Origin of the sequence: Mesorhizobium sp. M0678, assembly GCF_040320505.1 — a bacterium.
Lineage (GTDB): Bacteria > Pseudomonadota > Alphaproteobacteria > Rhizobiales > Rhizobiaceae > Mesorhizobium.
The window spans coordinates 1-18,265 of record NZ_JAMYPT010000035.1 but is presented as its reverse complement, the minus strand read 5'-3'; the positions used below and the strand labels follow the sequence as shown (position 1 = coordinate 18,265).

Here is an 18,265-nt window from a genome sequence, read left to right as displayed (position 1 = left end):
AGGGGGCGTCGTCCTGCGAGCTGTCAGGTTTTGCCGATGGCGATGCGCTTGGCCTTGGCCTGGGCGCGCTCCGTCTTGGGCAGCGTCACGCTGAGCACGCCGTTCCGGAACGCGGCGTTCACCTTGTCTCCGTCGACTTCGTAGCCGAGTGGGATACGCCGCTCGAAACGGCCATAGAAGCGTTCGGAGAACTGCCTGTCCTTGTCCTCGGTCTCTTCACGCTTCTCGCCGCGCAGCGTCAGCACGCCGTCATCGAGCAGCAGCTCGACGTCCTTCTCGTCCATGCCGGGGATTTCGGCGGTGACGCGGATCTCCTTTTCGCCATCGGAGATTTCGACACTCGGCCAGCTGGCGCGGGCCGCGGAGAGGCCGAGCGACGGCAGCCGCGTGTCGAAGCCGCGGAACGCCTCTTCGAACAGGCGGTTCATTTCGCGATGCAGCGTCAGGAAGGGATCGCGATCGGCGTCACGGAACAGGCTGGGGGTCTGATTGTTCTCCCGGCCCCAGGGAATGAGATCACGAATAGCCATTGCATAGTCTCCTTTCTCGACTGGTGCGTTCAGGCAGCCTGCTTGTTTGCTTCGACCTGCGCGACCTTCGGCCCGGTCTTCGGCGAGGCGACATCGGTCGCGATGGCGATGCGCCGAGGCTTCATCTCCTCGGGCACCTCACGTACCAGATCGATGCTGAGCAGGCCGTTGTCGAGCGAGGCGCCTGCGACCTTGACGTGATCAGCAAGCTCGAAACGGCGGGTAAAGGGCCGTGCGGCGAGGCCACGATGCAGATACTCCGCGTTATCCGGCTCCTTGTGCTGGCCGGAGACAATCAGGAGGTTGGGTTCATGGGTGATTTCGAGGTCGTCCTCGGAAAAGCCAGCGACGGCGATGGTGACGCGGTAGTTGTTCTCGCCGCTGCGCGCGATGTCATAGGGCGGCCAGGCGTCGAAAGCCTGCGGAGCATTTTCCAGCAGGTTGAAGACGCGGTCGAAGCCGATGCTCGACCGATAGAGCGGGGAAAAGTCGAATGCGGTTCTCATAGCTACATCCTCCATCGAGCAACATAGATACGAGGAGCGCCAAAGAGCTGGCGCTCCCTGGTTTCGCCGGCCCCATTTCGGCGACCGGTGCCTTCGATCTGGTTATTGTCCGCCGCAAGTCAAGACCCGGTGGCTTTCGCTTTGCCGGTTTTTCGGGCCGTTTTCGGTCGGCTCGGCAAGGCTGCCAATCCCCCTTTTTGCGGCGAGATGTCCGGCAGGAGATTGCCTGTTTGATTTCAATTGCCAACGCTGACTTCCCCGGCCGGTTATTGTCTGCAGCAGGTCAAGACCCAGATTTCTTGTGTTGCCGGGCCCGTTCCCGGCACCCGCAGATGGAGCTGACCATGACACGCGACGAGATCATTTCTGTGCTGGGCCCGGTCGACGAAGCCGTGATCGCCGACATTGCGGCGACGGACGGGACGGTCCAGGAATTGCGCGAGGCCCTGGCCTGGATCGCCGCCGACGAGGCGTTGGTGAACGAGGGCCGACCGCTGCCGACGGCAAGAGTAGCGACGCTGATCGAACTGCTGCAAGGGCCGGACGAGGAGGAATAACCGGCTGTCGCCGCGATGCTCTTGAACCGCGCAGAGAGACGAACCATGTCCTTCAGCGGCGCCGGCCGGCCGCCGGTGCCGCCAGCATAACGTTGCTTGCTCAAACAAGAAGACGATCAGAAAACAAGGAGGAGGTGATGGACGACGTCCGCTTTGCCGAGCCGATCACGTTGAAATTCCAATCCAGCGAGCGCAAGGTCGCCAGCAGTTGGGAAGCCATCGAATGCATGCGCCAGCAGTGGCCGGACCGTGCACGCAGCCGGAGTTGGCGCGCCGCCTATCGGACCTGCCGCGACGCGCTCGACGGTTGGCGTACCGGCGTGATGCGCGCAAGGCCTTCGTCCGGGCGGCGCGCAAGGCCCGATTGCTCGCATCGGCCCGCAAGCCTGTCGACCGCGCCGGCTAGTCCGGACCCCCCTCCGATATTGTGAGATCCAAAACAAGTGGGGAGAGGCAGCTGCCTTTCCCCCGCTTCGGAGACTTTGTCCGCTGTCTAGCGGCAGATCGGCTTGCTCCTCAGTGGACGGTAATAATGCCGTTTACGGCCCGCCATTCGGAGGGCTGGATCAGGTGATGATGGGCGACGCGCACCGAATGCAGCGGGCCTTCGATCTCGCGCTCCCAGAAATCGAGGAAATGCTTCAGCGTCGGGAAATCGGGGGCAATATCGTATTCCTGCCAGATGTAGAGCTGCAGAAGGCTTCGATGATCGGGCAGGCGGTAGTGGATCTCCGCCGTGGTGAGGCCAAACCCTTGCATCTGGAGCTGAAAGTCCCTGCTGATCATGCAATCCTTCCTTTCCCAATGAACCTCCGTCTGCAAAACGCCTCGCCTTCCACATAGGTTCCAGCCGCCGCAAGCGGCTCAGGAGACGGACAGATTTGGAAATCCGGCCGGGTCATCGCGCCGGAAACGGCGAATGTGCTAACAATTACAGCGTATTGGCACTCTCAGGCGTCGAGTGCTAAAATTTTTGCATGATCCTCTTGAAAGCTGAAAAAAGCGCGACTAGTTCGTATGCGCGCGATGCCTGATGAAGGGGTCGCGCACCCCGTGCCGGGCCGATATTGCCGGTCCGGTCAGGAGGATGTTCGAAAATCTGTTTGTCCAGAGAGGAGAACGACATGGCGTTCCGTCCATTGCATGACCGTATCCTGGTCCGCCGCATCGAGGTCGACGAAAAGACCGCGGGCGGCATCATCATCCCCGACACCGCCAAGGAGAAGCCGCAGGAGGGCGAGGTCATCGCCGCCGGCCCCGGCGCGCGCGACGACAGCGGCCAGTTGCAGCCGCTCGACGTCAAGGTCGGCGACCGCATTCTGTTCGGCAAATGGTCCGGCACCGAGATCAAACTCAATGGCGAGGATCTGCTCATCATGAAAGAGAGCGACGTGCTGGGTGTGATCGAAGCCACGGGCGAGATGAAGAAGGCTGCCTGAGGGGGGCCTGAACAAGCATTCCAGTCAACGAAAAGCTGCCTATCGAGGAGTGTTCCAATGGCTGCCAAAGATGTGAAATTTCATACCGAAGCGCGCGAGAAGATGTTGCGCGGCGTCGACATCCTCGCCAATGCGGTGAAGGTGACGCTCGGTCCCAAGGGCCGCAACGTTGTCTTGGACAAATCGTTCGGCGCGCCGCGCATCACCAAGGACGGCGTGACGGTGGCGAAAGAGATCGAGCTTGAGGACAAGTTCGAGAACATGGGCGCGCAGATGGTGCGCGAGGTCGCCTCGAAGACCAGCGATACCGCCGGCGACGGCACCACGACCGCGACGATTCTGGCGCAGTCGATCGTCCAGGAAGGCGCCAAGGCGGTTGCTGCCGGCATGAACCCGATGGACCTGAAGCGCGGCATCGACAAGGCGGTCGAAGCAATCATCGCCGAACTGAAGGCCAATGCCCGCAAGGTGACCAGGAACGACGAAATCGCTCAGGTCGGCGCCATCTCTGCCAATGGCGATGCCGAGATCGGCCGCTTCCTCGCAGAGGCGATGGAAAAGGTCGGCAATGAGGGCGTCATCACTGTCGAGGAAGCCAAGACCGCCGAGACCGAGTTGGAAGTGGTCGAAGGCATGCAGTTCGACCGCGGCTATCTCTCGCCATATTTCATCACCAACCAGGACAAGATGCGCGTCGAGCTCGAAGAACCCTATGTGCTGATCCACGAGAAGAAGCTCTCCAACCTCCAGGCCATGCTTCCCGTGCTCGAAGCCGCCGTGCAATCCGGCAAGCCGCTGCTGATCATTGCCGAGGACGTCGAAGGCGAGGCGCTGGCGACGCTGGTCGTCAACAAATTGCGGGGCGGCCTGAAGGTTGCAGCCGTCAAGGCGCCGGGCTTTGGTGACCGCCGCAAGGCCATGCTCGAAGACATCGCCATCCTGACCGGCGGCACGGCGATCTCGGAAGACCTCGGCATCAAGCTCGAGAACGTCACGCTGGAGATGCTCGGCCGCGCCAAGAAGGTGCTGATCGAGAAGGAGAACACCACCATCGTCGACGGTGCCGGCCGCAAGGATGAAATCCAGGCGCGCATCAGCCAGATCAAGGCCCAGATCGAGGAAACCACCTCCGACTACGACCGCGAGAAGCTGCAGGAGCGGCTGGCCAAGCTCGCTGGCGGTGTCGCCGTCATCCGCGTCGGCGGCTTGACCGAGGTCGAGGTCAAGGAGCGCAAGGATCGCGTCGACGATGCCATGCACGCCACACGCGCGGCGGTCGAGGAGGGTATCCTGCCCGGCGGCGGCGTGGCGCTGCTGAGGGCGGCGAAGGCGCTCGACAATATCGAGGTCGACAATCCCGACCAGAAGACCGGCGTCGAGATCGTGCGTCGCGCGATCGAGGCCCCGGTGCGCCAGATCGCCGAGAATGCCGGTGCGGAAGGTTCGATCATCGTCGGCAAGCTGCGCGAGACGACCGACTTCGGCTATGGCTGGAACGCCCAGACCAACGAGTTCGGCGACCTCTACAGTCAAGGCGTCATCGACCCGGCCAAGGTCGTGCGCACTGCTCTCCAGGGCGCCGCTTCCGTCGCCGGCCTGCTGGTGACGACCGAGGCGATGGTGGCCGAGAAGCCGAAGAAGGAAACGCCCATGCCTCCGATGCCCGGCGGTGGCGGCATGGACTTCTAAGGCCAGGCTTCCAAAGCGCGACTTCGAAACGGCAGATGGACCGTGTCCGCCTTCGTCGCCCTCGCCCGCCGCAACGACCTGCTTGCGCCGCAGACGAGCGGGATGGTTGCCGGCGAGAGCGTTGCTGGCGCGACGGTTGCCGACTGGGCAACGCGCGCACAGCGCGTCAACGCCGGTCTGAGCGGTCGGAGAAGTCGCCAATCTCCCCCTTGAGGGAGAGATGTCGCCGAAGGCGACAGAGAGGGTCGGTACGTCCTGGCGCGACGCCCTGTGGGACGAAAGAGAAGGTTGGCGCTTCACGCGAGGCGCCCCCCTCTGTCCTGCCGGACATCTCCCCCTCAAGGGGGGAGATTACGCGCTCAGCCGCTTTCGCTTGCTAAGCCCGTGGTAGCAGCCGGCGCATGATCAGCGAGGCGTGGCCGCCCACGCCGTGTGCAGCCGGCCGGCGCTCGACGACCTCGAAGCCGTGCTTGCGATAGAAGGCGATTGCGCGGTCGTTGCCCTCGATCACTTCCAGGGCGATGCTGGGAATACCCGCATGCGCGGCAAGAACGGCATGCAGCAGGTCGGCGGCAAGGCCGGTGCCGTACTCGCTTTTGTCTATATGGAGCCGCTCGAGCATGACCTCGCCTTTGTCGTCCATCGCGGCCATCGCATAACCGGCGAGCGAGCCGTCAGCCCGCTCGGCGACGAAGGACATCTTGCTGTCGTCCCTGAGCTCGGCCGCCAGCCGCTCCGGCGCGTGCCTCTCATCCGACAGCCGCGCCGTGGTCTCGGCACCCAGGATCGGCGAATAGGTGTAGCGCCAGGACCCTCCAAGCAGCCGCGACACCGCCGGAACGTCCTGTTCGGTCATGGTTCTTATCTGGGTCATTGGCACCTCGCCTCAGAAACCTGCCCCTTTTGAGCGGAGATGTCCGGCAAGACAGAGAGGTGCTGTCCCGCCGACCCTGCACGGCTGAGTTCAGCGCACATCCGCGCCGGCCACCATGACTATGTGCTGGCAGACATTATCGATATCGCGAATGACGTCGTCGTTCCAGAACCGCAGGATAGTCCAGTCCAGCGCTTCAAGCCGTGCGCTTCTGGTAGCGTCCCATATTGAGGCATCGGCCCGGGCATGCTGGGAGCCATCCAGTTCGACAATCAGCTTTTTGTCCGGGCAGGCAAAATCGACAATATGGCCTGCAATTGGCATCTGCCGCCGAAATGCCAGCCCCATGAGTCGATGCGCCCGGACCTCATTCCAGAGCTTCAGCTCGGCAGCCGTCATGGCCTTGCGCATCTTGCGCGCATTGCCGCGGTTACGGGGAGGTACGGGATAGTGATTCACTACTTCTATTCCTCAGCGCGAAACTTGCCCATCTTCTCTATGCTGCGCTTGAACACCCCCTCTATCCTGCCGGACATCTCCCCCTCAAGGGGGGAGATTGGCAGCTTCGCCGAAAGTTCTCCCTTCTTTAGAGATTGGCGAAAGCTGGAGCGACGTCCAATCTCCCCCCTTGAGGGGGAGATGTCCGGCAGGACAGAGGGGGGGTGCTGGCCCGCCGACCTGGATAGGTATGGCACCTGTATCACCGCCTCACCCGCGATTTCAGCCAGCGATCGAAGGCCACCGCGAGGATGAGGATCAGGCCGATGACGATGCTTTGCGTGTAGGACGAGACGTTGTTGAACTGCAGCCCGTTCTGCAAGACGCCGATCAGTCCTGCACCGACCACCGTGCCGCCGACGCTGCCGATGCCGCCGAACAGCGAGGTGCCGCCGATAACGACCGCCGAGATCACCGTCAACTCGTAGCCGATGCCGGCGACGGCTTCGGAGGAGTTGAGCCGCGCCGACAAAACGAAGGCGGCAAGGCCGGCGAAGAAGCCGACGATGATGTAGACCGAGATCAGGATGCGGTCGACACGCAGGCCGGAGAGCCGTGCCGCCTCGGCATTGCCGCCGACGGCATAGACCGCGCGGCCGTAACGTGTGTAGCGCAGCACGATATGGCAAAGGATCGCGGCAATCGCGAAGATGATCGCCGGCACCGGCACCGGGCCGATCAGGCCGGTACCGAACCAGCGCATCGAGGCGTCGAAGCCGGAGATCGGGCCGCCATTGGAAATCGTCAAGGTCAGGCCGCGAAACACGGTGAGGCCGCCGAGCGTGACGACGAAGGGCGGCACTTTCAGCCTGGTGATGGCAAAACCCTGGACGCCGCCGGCCATGGCGCCGACGACGACGGCGGCGAGAAGGGCGGCGAACCAGCCGTAGCCTTGCGTGCCAGACGTCGACAGCGACAGCGTGTTGGCGGTGCCGCCTTTGGCCACCACCGCCGCGACCATGCCGCAGAAGGCGAGCAGCGAGCCGACCGACAGATCGATACCGGCCGTCAGGATGACGAAGGTCATGCCGAGCGCGATCAGCCCGGTGATCGAGATCTGGCGCATGATGTTGAACAGGTTGATCGGGTCGATGAAGCTCGGCTTCAGCACGGTGAAGACGACAATCAGCAACGCCAGGAACATCAGCGGGCCGAAGCTCATCAGCAGGCGCGCAAGATTGACGCCGCCGCGCTGGCTTCGTTCGGTCGTGCTGGTCATTGCGTTGCTTCCTGCTTCTGGTCGAGCGCCATCAGTTCCATCAGTTTCTCCTCGGTCGCCTCGATGCCGGGCATCTCGCCGGTAATGCGCCCGCGCCGCATGGTGACGATCCTGTCCGACACCGCAAGCACTTCGGGCAGCTCGGACGAGATCATCATGATGGCGATGCCGCGTGCCGCGAGCTCTACCAGGATCTGGTGCACCTCCGCCTTGGCGCCGACATCGACACCACGCGTCGGTTCATCGACGATCAGCACCTTGGGATCGCGTGCCAGCCAGCGGGCAAGGATGACCTTCTGCTGGTTGCCACCGGACAGTCCCTCGATCGCCTGCTCGGGCGAGGCCATGCGGATCGACAGCGTCTTCCTGTAGTTCGCCAACGCCTCGCGCTCTCGCCGCTCGGCCATGAAGCCGACATTGGAGTAGCGGTCGAGCGCGGCGATCGAGAAATTGGTGAGGATGGCGAGTGCTGCGAAGATTGCCTGGTGCTTGCGGTCTTCCGGAACCAGCCCGATGCCGAGCTCGATGGCGTCGGCGGGTGAGGCGGGCGCGATCGGCTTGCCGTCGAGCATGATGGTGCCGGCTGCAATGCGGTCGGCGCCGAAGATGGCGCGGGCGAGCTCGGTGCGGCCGGAGCCGACGAGCCCGGCGACGCCGAGGATTTCGCCCGCCTTGAGGTCGAGATCGACGCCTTCGAGCACGATGGCGTGCGGCGCCTGCGGATCGCGCACCGTGCGCAGGCCGCGCACCGAGAGCCGGACGTCGCCGGCGACATCGCGCTGCGTCGGCCTGGCATAGAGCTCGGAAGCGGCACGGCCGACCATCTTCTCGATGATCTTCGGCAACCTGATCGGCCCGCCTTCGCGGTCGAGATGGCCGGCCAGCCTGCCGTCGCGCAGCACCGTCATGCGGTCGCAGATCGCCGATGCCTCCTCTAGCCGGTGGGTGACGAACATGATGGCGACGCCATCCTTGCGCAGCCGGTCCATGATCGACATCAGCCTGTGCACTTCGGTTTCGGTCAGCGCCGAGGTCGGCTCGTCCATGATGATCAAGCGGCTCTTCAGCGATAGCGCGCGGGCGATCTCGACCAGCTGCTGCTCGGCCACCGACAATGCGGAAACCGGCGTCGCCGGGTCGAGGTCGAGACCGACGCGGGCGATGATCGCGCGCGAATCTTGCTCCATTCGCCGCCAACTCACCAGCCCGAACCGGCCGAGCGGCGCGCGGCCGATGAAAATATTCTCCGCCACGGTCAGCGTGGGGATCAGGCTCAGTTCCTGGTAGATGGTGACGATGCCGTGGCGCTTGGCATCCTGCGGATTGTGCGGATTGAATTCGACACCGTCGAAGACGATGCGACCACTGGACGGCGGCATCACGCCGGACAGGATCTTGAGCAGCGTCGATTTGCCGGCGCCGTTCTCGCCGAGCAGGCCGAGTATCTCGCCGGGGCGGACTTCGAGCGAAACGTCGTTCAGCGCGGTGACGCCGGCAAAGCGCTTGGTCACGCCCTCGACGGTGAGCAGGGCGGGAGAGGGCGCGATGGCGGCTGCCTTGGGCAAAGTTTGCTCCTCGATCATTCGGTTGTCACGCAAGGCTGGCGGGGCAGCGCCCCCCTCTGGCCTGCCGGCCATCTCCCCTCAAGTGGGGAGATTGGCAGCTTCATTGGCTTCGCCTCTTCTGCAAGATCGAAAACTAGCGAAAGCCGACGTGACATCCAATCTCCCCCCTTGAGGGGGAGATGGCCGGCAGGCCAGAGGGGGGCTGTCCCGTCGGCTTCGCCTACTTCGTCTCGCCCAGCCTCTCCGCCTTGTCGAGATTGTCCTTGCCGATGACGATCGGCGTCAAAAGCACCAGCTTTTCCTTTGGCTCGGTCTTGTCCCTGGCGTAAGCGACCGCGATCTGCACGGCGGTGCGCGATTGTTCGCCGGGGAATTGCTCGACCGTGCCGGCCAGTTTGCCGTCGCGCACGGCGACCAGCGCTTCGGGAAGCGCGTCGAAGCCATAGATTTTGACGTCGGTGAAGTTGCGCGCCGCGCAGGCTTCAACCGCGCCAAGCGCCATGTCGTCGTTGGCGCAGATGATCGCGTCGGGCTTGCCGTTGGCGGCAAGGCCGGCCTCGGTGACGGACAGCGCCTCGGCGCGGGCGAAGTTGGCGGTCTGCTCGAAGATGATCTGGTACTTGTCCTTCATGGGATCGAGGACGTTGTGCACACCCTTGTTACGGTCGATCGCCGGGCCGGCGCCGGGCTGACCCTGCAGATGGAAGATCTTGGCGCCGTTCGGGAACGCCGCCACCATGGCCTGTGCTTCGGCCTCGCCGCCCTTGACATTGTCGGCGCCGACATGGGCGAGGATGCCTTCGACGCCTTCGACGCGGCGGTCGATGGTGACGACGGGAACGCCGGCCTTGACCGCTTCCTCGATGGCTGGGGCCAGCGCGTTGACGTCGAGCGGCGAGATGACGATGGCGTTGACCTTCTGCACCAGCGCCGCTTCGATATCGGCGGTCTGCTTGGGCGCCGAATTCTGGCCGTCGCTCTCGACCAGGTTGACGCCTTGCGCCTGGGCCTCAGCTTTGATCTGGTTCAGCATGTGCACGAAGAATGGAAAGCCGAGGCTCGGCACCGAACCAAGGATGGTCAGCTTGTCCTGCGCAAAAGCCAGTCGCGGAGCGGCTAGCGCCAAGGCGCCCATCGCCGCCGACGACAGCAGGAATTCACGTCTGTTGATCAATTTAGTCTCCTCCCAGATGAGCGCATGACCCCGAAACCGGAATGGGTTTTCCGGAAGGTTCCTTGCGTCGATTCAAAAATGGAGTGTCCTTTGAGCGCCCAACTCGCTTTGAAGGGACGCACGGCGCTCCAGCCGGTCCACCGCGACGTTCTCCTCCGCTCGGTGCCTGCCGGCGGATGCTAGCCAAGGCCGGAGCTTTGCGCAAGAACGGGGGCAGGCAAGACCTACCGATCGATCATCACCATGGTGCGCTCGCCGTAGCGCGGCCCGGCGACCTTTCCCGGCGCCAGCGCGTCGTCGAGCACTTGCATCTCGGCTGGGTCGAGCCTGATCGAAGCCGCGGCGACGTTCTCCTCGAGGTATTTTCTGCGCTTGGTGCCGGGGATCGGGACGATGTCGATGCCGAAGTCGCTCCCCTTGTGGAGCAGCCAGGCCAGCGCGATCTGACCTGGCTTGACGGGCTTCGCCGCGGCGATGTCGAGTACCGTGGCCGCCGCCCGCATGTTGGCGTCATAGTTGGCGCCCTGGTAGCGCGGATCGCCGCGCCGGTAATCGCCCTCCGGATAGTCTTCGGCGCGCCTGACATCGCCGGTGAGAAAACCGCGGCCGAGCGGCGAGAACGGCACCAGGCCGATGCCGAGCTCTTTCAGCAGCGTAATGATTTCCGGCTCCAGATTGCGCTCCCACAGCGAATATTCGCTCTGCACGGCCGACACCGGATGCACGGCATGCGCCCGGCGGATATTGGCGGCGCCGGCTTCAGAGAGGCCGAAGAAGCGGACCTTGCCCTGAGCGATCAGCTCGCCGACAGCGCCCGCCACATCCTCGATCGGCACCGCCGGATCGACGCGGTGCTGATAGAGGAGGTCGACGTGGTCGGTGGCGAGCCTCCTCAGCGAACCTTCCAAAGCCTCGCGGATATGTTCGGGCCGGCTGTCGCGCTCGGTGCCGACTTGCTTGCCGTTTTCAATGCGGAAGCCGAATTTCGTCGCGATCGTCACCTCATCACGCCGGCCCTTCAGCGCGCGGCCGAGCAGTTCCTCGTTGGTGAACGGCCCGTACACTTCCGCGGTGTCGAGGAAGGCGCAGCCGAGTTCGATGGCGCGGTGCAGCGTGGCGGTCGATTCCGCCTCGTCGGCCGGGCCATAGGACTGGCTCATGCCCATGCAGCCGAGACCGATTGCCGAGACTTGCAGCCCCTGGCTGCCGAGTTTGCGCATCGTCAATGTCATGTGAAGCTCTCCGGATCAGCATCGCGTTCCAAGCCGCCAGGGCAATATAGCGCACCGGCTCGGTTTCCACAGAGCCGGAGGCGCTACCGCGCGCGGCTCGCAGCGACTGCCAAATTGACAGCCGACACGCTCTCGGCCATCCTTAAGGCACGCCGCCTTGCGGCTTGTGCGTGAGTAACCAGCATGGCCAGTTCCGTCGCCAGTCAGAAATCCAAGCGCGCCGCGGTGCGGAACGCGCTCGACCGCCACAAGGTGTACATCACTGCGCAGCGTTTTTCGGCCGGCAGCTACAGCGCGCGGGTGCTGGTCGACGGCGAGGCCTATTGGGTCGACGAATTCCGGCTCAGCCAGCTGCAGCAGGGCCTGTCGCCGGCCGAACTCGAATTGACGCCGGCCACCGACGATTGAGCGGCGTGACCTGCCATCCTTCGTCATCCCAGGGCGGAGCGGGAGCTAAGCGACGTCGCGGAGACCCTGGGATCCATGCCGTGACATTGGAGCGCCGCTGCGATGGGATTTTGATGCCGCGCTCGTTGCTTTTGCCCACCACCCGCGCCTAGTCCATGCCAGCTCCTTCGAAGCTCAAGGCCTATCGCGCCAAGCGCGAGTTCACGAGGACGCCGGAACCCGCCGGCGGGCTGGTTGCGGGGGAAGGCAACCGCTTCGTCGTTCACAAGCACCACGCCACCGCCGACCACTACGACCTTCGCCTGCAGGTCGGCGACGTGCTGAAGAGCTGGGCGGTGCCGCGCGGCCCGTCGCTCAATCCGGCCGATAAAAGGCTGGCGGTCGAGACCGAGGACCATCCGCTCGAATATATCGACTTCGAAGGTGTCATTCCCGAGGGCGAATATGGCGGCGGGCCGATGATCGTCTGGGACACCGGCATCTGGGCGCCGATGGATGACGTCGAGAAGAGCCTGCGCACCGGCTCCTTCAAGTTCCGGCTCGCCGGCGAGAAGCTCAATGGCGGCTGGATGCTGGCGCGGCTGAAGCCCAAGCCCGGCGAGGATGAGGGCAAGAAGAACTGGCTGCTGTTCAAGGAGCGTGATCTGGCCGCCGACGCCAAGCTCGACATACTGGAAGCCCGCCCGGAAAGCGTCAAATCCGGACGCCGCATCGAGGAACTGGTGGCAACGCCGAAGCCGGCCGCCAAGCCTGCCAGGCCGGTGGTGTTGAAACCCGGTGCTTTGCCGGGCGCCGTCAAGGCGCCGCCGCCCACCCGCATCGTGCCGCAGCTGACTACGCAGGTTTCGAAACCGCCGGGCGGCGATGACCCAGCGGCCCGAACGGGCGAAGTCTGGCTGCACGAGATCAAATTCGATGGCTACCGCACCATGGCGCATCTCGCTAACGGCGCAGTCAGGCTGATCACCCGCGCCGGCCTCGACTGGACGAAGCGCTATGGCGACCTGCCGCTTGCATTCGCCAGGCTGCCGTGCCGCGAGGCGATCATCGACGGCGAGGTCGTCGCGCTCGACGCCAAGGGCATCAGCCGCTTTGCCCTTTTGCAGGATGCGCTGGCCGAAGGCGCCGGCAACAAGCTCCACTTCTATGCCTTCGACCTTCTCTATCTCGACGGCTGGGACCTGAGGCAAGTGCCGCTCCGCCGGCGCAAGACGCTGCTTTCGCAGCTGCTGTCCGGTCTCGGCGCCAACTCCGCCATCCAGTACAGCGATCACGCCGAGGGCGACGGCCAGGCGCTTTATGACCAGGCATCGGAAATGGGGCTGGAGGGCGTCGTCTCGAAACGTGCTACGGCGGTCTACCAGAGCGGCCGCACCAAGACCTGGACCAAGACCAAGGCGCTTCAGACCGGCGATTTCGTTATCGCCGGCTACACAGTCTCCGATGCGGCCGAGGGGCTGGCCGCACTCGGCCTCGGCGAATTCGAGGATGGCGAATTGCACTATCGCGGCAAGGTCGGCACCGGCTTCGACGCCGCCACCGCCGGCGAGTTGCTGGCGCGGCTGGAGCCGTTGCGCGCCGGGGCATCCGCGCCCGAAGGGGTTCCCCGCGAAATCATGCGCGAGATGAACTGGGTGCGGCCGCTGCTTTCGGCGCATATCCACTACGCCAACCGGACCACCGACAATGCGCTGCGCCATGCCGTGTTCCGCGGCCTGCGCGACGTCGGCCTGTCGACGCCGGTTTCGGCCAAGCGCAAGCGGCTGATCGCCGAGGCCGACCTCGCCACCATCTGGGTGACCAACCCGACGCGACGGCTGTTCGGCAAGACCGGCCCGACCAAGCTCGACATTGCCGTCTATTACGCGCTGGTCGGCGATTTCATGCTGCCGCACATTCTCGGCCGGCCGGTGTCGCTGGTGCGCTGCCCGACCGGCAGGCCGCAGGACTGTTTCTTCCAGCGCCACGCCTTCACCGGCATGCCGTCCTCTGTGGCGACTTTCGAAGCGACCAATTCGGAGGGCGAGACCAAATCCTATCTCTCGGTGGAAGACGCCAAGGGCTATCTGGCGCTGGCGCAGTTCGGTGTCGTCGAGTTCCACACCTGGGGCACCCATCGCACGCGGCTCGACAAGCCGGACCTGATCGTTTTCGACCTCGACCCGGGCGAGGGGATCGCCTGGCGCGAGGTGGTTGAGGCGGCGGTGCACATTAAGGGCGAGCTGGAAGCGCTAGGGCTGGTGCCGTTCGCCAAGACGTCCGGCGGCCACGGCATCCACATATCAGTGCCGGTGACGCAAAAGCAGAACTGGAAGAAATTGCACCAGGCGACCAGCGCCATCTCGACGCATCTTGCCGCCACCGCGCCCGACACTTTCACCACCACCATGGGCAAGGATAACCGCAAGCGGCGTATCTTCATCGATTATCACCGCAATGCGCGCGGCCACACTTCTGCGGCTCCCTATTCGCTGCGCGCCCGCACCAATTTGCCGGCCTCGACGCCGGTGAGCTGGAGCGATCTGGAATCCATCGACGCTCCGCAGGATCTGAATTATTCGTCGCTGCCGGGCCTGCTGGCGACGTCAGGCGATCCCTGGGCCGACATGGAAGATTTCGCCAGGGATTTGCCGCCGGTTGGACCTGAGGCTGGCTGACTGTTGATTCATGTTTCGGGAAACAGCCTCGGGAACAGCGTGTCCAAGGCCTTGGCGGGAAAGCGCAGGGATACCGGCCCTTTGGGCGTCTCGGATTCCAGCAGCCCAAGCGAAATGACATCATTGAAAACCCGCCGCGCGGTCCGCTCGGGCAGTCCGGTAATGCGCGAGATTTCGCCTCGCTCGAATTCGCCGCGTATCAGCGCCTCTTCCAGCAGACGGCTGGCTTCCGGCTTCAACTCGCTGCTTGTAGCGTAGGCGCGAAGACGCTTTGCCAGCGTGGCGAGATCAAAAAGGCCGGACATGAAGGTCACTTGGTCAACACAGACGCGCAGGAACCACAGGGTGAAATCCGCTAGCGCGCGCTGTGAGAGATTGCCTCTGCCGTCGAGATCGCCCTGGCGCGGCATGTCGGCATGATCCATCATGGTCTTGTAGTCTTTGCGACTCTTCAGCCCTCGCGCCAGTCCACGTGAAATCGACCACAATCCATGAGCGGCGATACCTGCCTCATGTGCCATCGCATGGCTCATCAAGCGGCTGACGCGCCCGTTGCCGTCGGGAAATGGATGGATGAAATTGAAGCGATGATGCGCAGCAGGAATGGCGAGTATCCGGCCTGCCTTGCCGAGCTTTGCGAAGCCGTAGCGCGTTTCGAAATAGCACATGAAATCGTCGACGCGGACGCTGGATGGCGGTTGATGCCTGCCGACCGCAACATCGTGCTCAAGTTTCGATCGCCATTCCCCGGGCACCATGAGAAATTCGCGCCCTGCACCCTTGACACGCAGCATGAGTTCCTCGGCATCCCGATAGAATTCCTGATGCAGCCACAGGATGAAGGCGCGGGAAGCCGGATCAGGTAATCGGCCCCGCGCAGCCATCCGGTCGATCTCGGCCTGGAGCCTGACGTGAGTGGCGGCTTCAAGTTGCAGGTTCCGCCGTTCCTCATCCTTGTCGAAATTTCCTGCCAGCGCGCGCTCGATGTCGCGCGGACGCGTGTCATGGCCCTCTATGAGGTTGCTGTAATAGGTATTCATGATGCGCACGAGATCGGCGAGGTTGGCAGCTGCACGGGGATGAAGGCTGCCGCCCAACGTAGCGGACGCCGCCGACAATTCCGCCAGGGCATCCGAGATTTCCTCGGATACTTCCTCCAGACGGGCCGGTTCGATCCGCTGTACGCTTTCTTCCATGGTACGGCTGCCTCCAATTTTTGGCCGATCTTCAGAATTAATAAGTACATAATCATAAATAGTTTTTTTCTAGATTAATAGAAAAATTGGCCGATCATTTGGCCGATTGTCTGCCAGCCGGCCGGCGATCGGTCATGGCCGATCGCAAACGGCGTTATCAGATTGAAACTCCAGCATCAAAGCGGGTCGAGGCACAGGTTTGGCCGATCTTTTGGCCGCTGCACAGAGCCGTCCGGTAGAATGGTGACGGCGGTGCGCCGGTCCGATCTGCAATCCATCGACGCTCCGGAAAATTTGAATTATTCTTCGCCACGGATCCCTTGCCTGCAGGCGGCTCTCAGCGGAGGAAGATTTCGCTAGGGATTTGCCGGTATTGTAAGGGGCAATGTAGGATTTCGGCAGCCCCGTTCGTCCTCCGGACAAATGAACGCTGCGAACAGTTCGACAGCACAAGGCCGCGTAGGAGTATTTCATGGCGCCCAGGGCAAGTTGGAAAGGTTACCTCAAGCTCAGTCTGGTCAGCTGTCCGGTCCGGCTCTATCCGGCGACCAGCGCCAGCGAGCGCATCAGCTTCAACCAGCTGCACAACAAGACGCACAACCGCATCAACATGAAGCCGGTCGACCCCGAACTCGGGCTGGTCGAGCGTTCGGACCTGGTCAAGGGCTACGAATACGAGGACAAGCAGTACATCATCATCGAGGACTCCGATCTCGATGCGGTACGCATCGAATCCAATCATACGATGAACATAGAGGCCTTTGTCGACGAGCATTCGGTCGACGTCATCTATCAGGACGCGCCCTATTACCTGGCGCCGGACGGCGCAATGGCCGAGGAGACCTTCGCCGTGCTGCGCGAAGCGATGCGCAAATCCGGCAAGCTGGCGATCGCCCGCCTGGTGCTGTCCAGCCGCGAGCGCGTGGTGACGATCGGCGCGCGCGAGAACGGCATGTTCGTCTGCACCTTGAGGAATCCGAACGAAGTGCGTGGCACGGCTGAGTATTTCGGCAATATCCCGGCCGGAACCCCCGATCCCGAAATGCTGCAATTGGCCGAGGCGCTGATCAAGCAGAAGGAAACCACCTTCGATCCGAAGAATTACGAGGACCGCTACGAGATCGCGCTGATGGCGATGATCCGCGAGAAGCTGAAGGGCCATAAGCCGATCATCGCGGCGGCGCCTGAGCGCGGCAATGTCATCAATCTCATGGATGCGCTGAAGGCGAGCCTGTCGCAATCGGCCAAGCCGCCGGCCAAGTCCAAGAGCAAGGCCGATGAAACGGCCAAGCCCGCGGCGAAATCCGCCAAGGCCGGCGCCGCCGCGGCCAAGGAAAACCCGCTCAAGGCGAACCTTCTCAAAGCCGTCGGCAAGAGCAAGGCGTGACGGCTCTCGCCGGCACGGTCTTCGGCATCGTCGGCGCGCTGGCCGCCTTTCCGCTCAGGTTGGCGGCGCGCGAGGTCGAGCGCCAGCACGGCGAGTTGCGGCGCGGCGTCACTCGGCGCACCACACATGTCGTGTTGGGCCGCATGTTGCTCGCCAGGGCCGATGATGCCGAGATTGAGCGCCGCGTCGTCACCGAGCGCGCGGCCGGGCGCAAGCTGGTCAGCGAGAACGGCTTCCTGCGCCTGCTCGGCCTGATGAAAGCGCCGGAGGCTTCGGCGCTGTCGCGGCAGTCGCTGATCGACCAGTCGCGGCTGACCGGCGAGGATCTCGACCTTTTGTCGCTGTTCGATGCCTTCGAGCATGATTGCGAACCGTATTCCTTTCGCGACCTGATCCTCGCCCGCAAATATGCCGGGCTGGTTGCCGGCGGCGCCTCATGGGGGGCGATTGCGCGCTCGGTGCACCGGTCGGGCCCGGTCGCCTCGCTCACCGCCAAGTCGCTCGCCGTCGGCTCACAGCATGGGCGGGCCGATGCGATCTATCTCGAGGGCGGCCAGAGCGAACTCGACGGCCAGCTGCTGTTCGATCTGGGAACGCAGGATGACGACACGCTGGAAGAGCTGTTCGCCGATGCCGAGGCGGCGGAAGGGGCTGAAGACCACGAGCAGGCGGCGGCGCTCTACCGGCGCTGCCTGGCCATCGACCCAAGCGATGCCATCGCCGCTTTCAACCGCGCCAACTGCCTGCGCGCCGCCGGCCACGCGGCCGAGGCGGCGCACGACTATGCCCGCGCGATAAAGCTCGATCCCGGCTTCGTCGAGGCCTGGTTCAATCTCGCCGGGCTGATGAGCGAAGAGGGGCGGGTGGCGTCGGCGCGACGGCATTTGCTCAAGGCGATCGCACTCGATCCCAATTATGCCGACGCGGTATTCAACCTTGCGAGGCTGGAGTTCGACGCCGGCAATCTCGCCGAGGCGCGGCGTCGCTGGGTGCGCTACCTCGAACTCGATCCCAACTCCGAATGGGCGCGCACGGCCGCCAAGGGGATACAGTTCGTGGATTTGCAGCTGGCGCGGATGTCGGCGGGGTGAGGTAGTAGCGCCTCCTTCTCCCCTTGTTGTGGGAGAAGGTGGATCGGCGCGCAGCGCCGAGACGGTTGAGGGGTGTTGGAAGAAATGAGGCGTCGGCGTTCCCTGGAACACCCCTCATCCGACCGAGCTTCGCTCGGCCACCTTCTCCCACAAGGAGACCTTTGCACAGAAGCCGATCGGTGATTCTGTGATGATGGTCGAAGCAGGGAGATTCGGGATGGCGGATCGTGTTCTGGGTCAGTT

Annotated in this window: 18 protein-coding genes; 8 read left to right on the top strand and 10 right to left on the bottom strand. The window is 63.7% G+C overall.

Annotated elements, in window-relative coordinates; genetic code table 11:
* Window positions 1-23 precede the first annotated feature (23 nt).
* Together NKI29_RS30955 and NKI29_RS30950 are read right to left on the bottom strand one after the other, a co-directional pair.
* The gene (locus tag NKI29_RS30955) at window positions 24-530 is read right to left on the bottom strand and encodes an Hsp20/alpha crystallin family protein (protein ID WP_352798380.1); all 507 of its coding nucleotides are present in this window, start codon (window positions 528-530) and stop codon (window positions 24-26) included.
* 29 nt (window positions 531-559) lie between these two features.
* Window positions 560-1,036 carry an Hsp20 family protein gene (locus tag NKI29_RS30950; protein WP_352678893.1) on the bottom strand — a complete coding sequence of 159 codons (477 nt, stop codon included), beginning with the start codon at window positions 1,034-1,036 and terminating at the stop codon, window positions 560-562.
* Window positions 1,037-1,380: 344 nt separating this feature from the next.
* Between NKI29_RS30950 and NKI29_RS30945 the strand changes: the two genes are divergently transcribed.
* Together NKI29_RS30945 and NKI29_RS30940 are read left to right on the top strand one after the other, a co-directional pair.
* Complete coding sequence (locus NKI29_RS30945; RefSeq protein WP_245274651.1) at window positions 1,381-1,593, top strand: hypothetical protein; 213 nt, start codon at window positions 1,381-1,383, stop codon at window positions 1,591-1,593.
* A gap of 137 nt (window positions 1,594-1,730) precedes the next feature.
* Window positions 1,731-2,024, top strand: coding sequence for a DUF982 domain-containing protein (locus tag NKI29_RS30940; RefSeq protein WP_245274652.1), 294 nt, complete (start codon window positions 1,731-1,733; stop codon window positions 2,022-2,024).
* 85 nt (window positions 2,025-2,109) lie between these two features.
* Here NKI29_RS30940 and NKI29_RS30935 read toward each other — a convergent pair whose 3' ends face one another.
* A complete protein-coding gene (locus tag NKI29_RS30935; protein WP_023675672.1) occupies window positions 2,110-2,379 on the bottom strand; it encodes an usg protein in 270 nt (89 codons plus the stop codon).
* Window positions 2,380-2,717: 338 nt separating this feature from the next.
* Between NKI29_RS30935 and NKI29_RS30930 the strand changes: the two genes are divergently transcribed.
* On the top strand, window positions 2,718-3,032 hold the full coding sequence (locus tag NKI29_RS30930) for a co-chaperone GroES (protein WP_352457303.1): 315 nt from the start codon (window positions 2,718-2,720) through the stop codon (window positions 3,030-3,032).
* Window positions 3,033-3,089: 57 nt separating this feature from the next.
* The gene (gene groL / locus NKI29_RS30925; protein WP_352678890.1) at window positions 3,090-4,721 is read left to right on the top strand and encodes a chaperonin GroEL; all 1,632 of its coding nucleotides are present in this window, start codon (window positions 3,090-3,092) and stop codon (window positions 4,719-4,721) included.
* Window positions 4,722-5,097: 376 nt separating this feature from the next.
* Here the strand turns inward: groL and NKI29_RS30920 are convergent, their stop codons facing one another.
* The 6 genes from NKI29_RS30920 to NKI29_RS30895 all read right to left on the bottom strand — a co-directional run bounded on the left by NKI29_RS30920 (window position 5,098) and on the right by NKI29_RS30895 (window position 11,283).
* Window positions 5,098-5,595, bottom strand: a complete 498-nt coding sequence (locus tag NKI29_RS30920; protein ID WP_352571366.1) for a GNAT family N-acetyltransferase — start codon at window positions 5,593-5,595, stop codon at window positions 5,098-5,100.
* A gap of 90 nt (window positions 5,596-5,685) precedes the next feature.
* Window positions 5,686-6,054 (bottom strand): endonuclease domain-containing protein, encoded by a 369-nt coding sequence (locus tag NKI29_RS30915; protein WP_352571365.1) that lies wholly within the window; start codon window positions 6,052-6,054, stop codon window positions 5,686-5,688.
* Between the two features lie 241 nt (window positions 6,055-6,295).
* On the bottom strand, window positions 6,296-7,312 hold the full coding sequence (locus NKI29_RS30910; RefSeq protein ID WP_352571364.1) for an ABC transporter permease: 1,017 nt from the start codon (window positions 7,310-7,312) through the stop codon (window positions 6,296-6,298).
* Complete coding sequence (locus tag NKI29_RS30905; RefSeq protein ID WP_502896743.1) at window positions 7,309-8,877, bottom strand: sugar ABC transporter ATP-binding protein; 1,569 nt, start codon at window positions 8,875-8,877, stop codon at window positions 7,309-7,311. Before NKI29_RS30905 ends, NKI29_RS30910 begins: the two co-directional genes overlap by 4 nt.
* A gap of 220 nt (window positions 8,878-9,097) precedes the next feature.
* A complete protein-coding gene (locus NKI29_RS30900; RefSeq protein WP_023675680.1) occupies window positions 9,098-10,048 on the bottom strand; it encodes a substrate-binding domain-containing protein in 951 nt (316 codons plus the stop codon).
* A gap of 227 nt (window positions 10,049-10,275) precedes the next feature.
* Window positions 10,276-11,283: an aldo/keto reductase gene (locus tag NKI29_RS30895; protein WP_352571362.1), complete on the bottom strand. Its 1,008-nt coding sequence runs from the start codon at window positions 11,281-11,283 to the stop codon at window positions 10,276-10,278.
* 183 nt (window positions 11,284-11,466) lie between these two features.
* Between NKI29_RS30895 and NKI29_RS30890 the strand changes: the two genes are divergently transcribed.
* Both NKI29_RS30890 and ligD read left to right on the top strand, forming a co-directional pair.
* Window positions 11,467-11,691, top strand: a complete 225-nt coding sequence (locus NKI29_RS30890) for a hypothetical protein (protein ID WP_023675682.1) — start codon at window positions 11,467-11,469, stop codon at window positions 11,689-11,691.
* 155 nt (window positions 11,692-11,846) lie between these two features.
* Complete coding sequence (gene ligD, locus NKI29_RS30885; protein ID WP_352571361.1) at window positions 11,847-14,348, top strand: DNA ligase D; 2,502 nt, start codon at window positions 11,847-11,849, stop codon at window positions 14,346-14,348.
* 8 nt (window positions 14,349-14,356) lie between these two features.
* Here the strand turns inward: ligD and NKI29_RS30880 are convergent, their stop codons facing one another.
* Window positions 14,357-15,544: a Fic family protein gene (locus tag NKI29_RS30880; RefSeq protein ID WP_352798379.1), complete on the bottom strand. Its 1,188-nt coding sequence runs from the start codon at window positions 15,542-15,544 to the stop codon at window positions 14,357-14,359.
* Between the two features lie 472 nt (window positions 15,545-16,016).
* On the opposite strand from NKI29_RS30880, the gene ku reads away from it, so the two are divergent.
* Both ku and NKI29_RS30870 read left to right on the top strand, forming a co-directional pair.
* Window positions 16,017-16,931 (top strand): non-homologous end joining protein Ku, encoded by a 915-nt coding sequence (gene ku, locus NKI29_RS30875; protein ID WP_023675684.1) that lies wholly within the window; start codon window positions 16,017-16,019, stop codon window positions 16,929-16,931.
* On the top strand, window positions 16,928-18,022 hold the full coding sequence (locus tag NKI29_RS30870) for a tetratricopeptide repeat protein (protein WP_352571359.1): 1,095 nt from the start codon (window positions 16,928-16,930) through the stop codon (window positions 18,020-18,022). Before ku ends, NKI29_RS30870 begins: the two co-directional genes overlap by 4 nt.
* Window positions 18,023-18,265 lie beyond the last annotated feature (243 nt).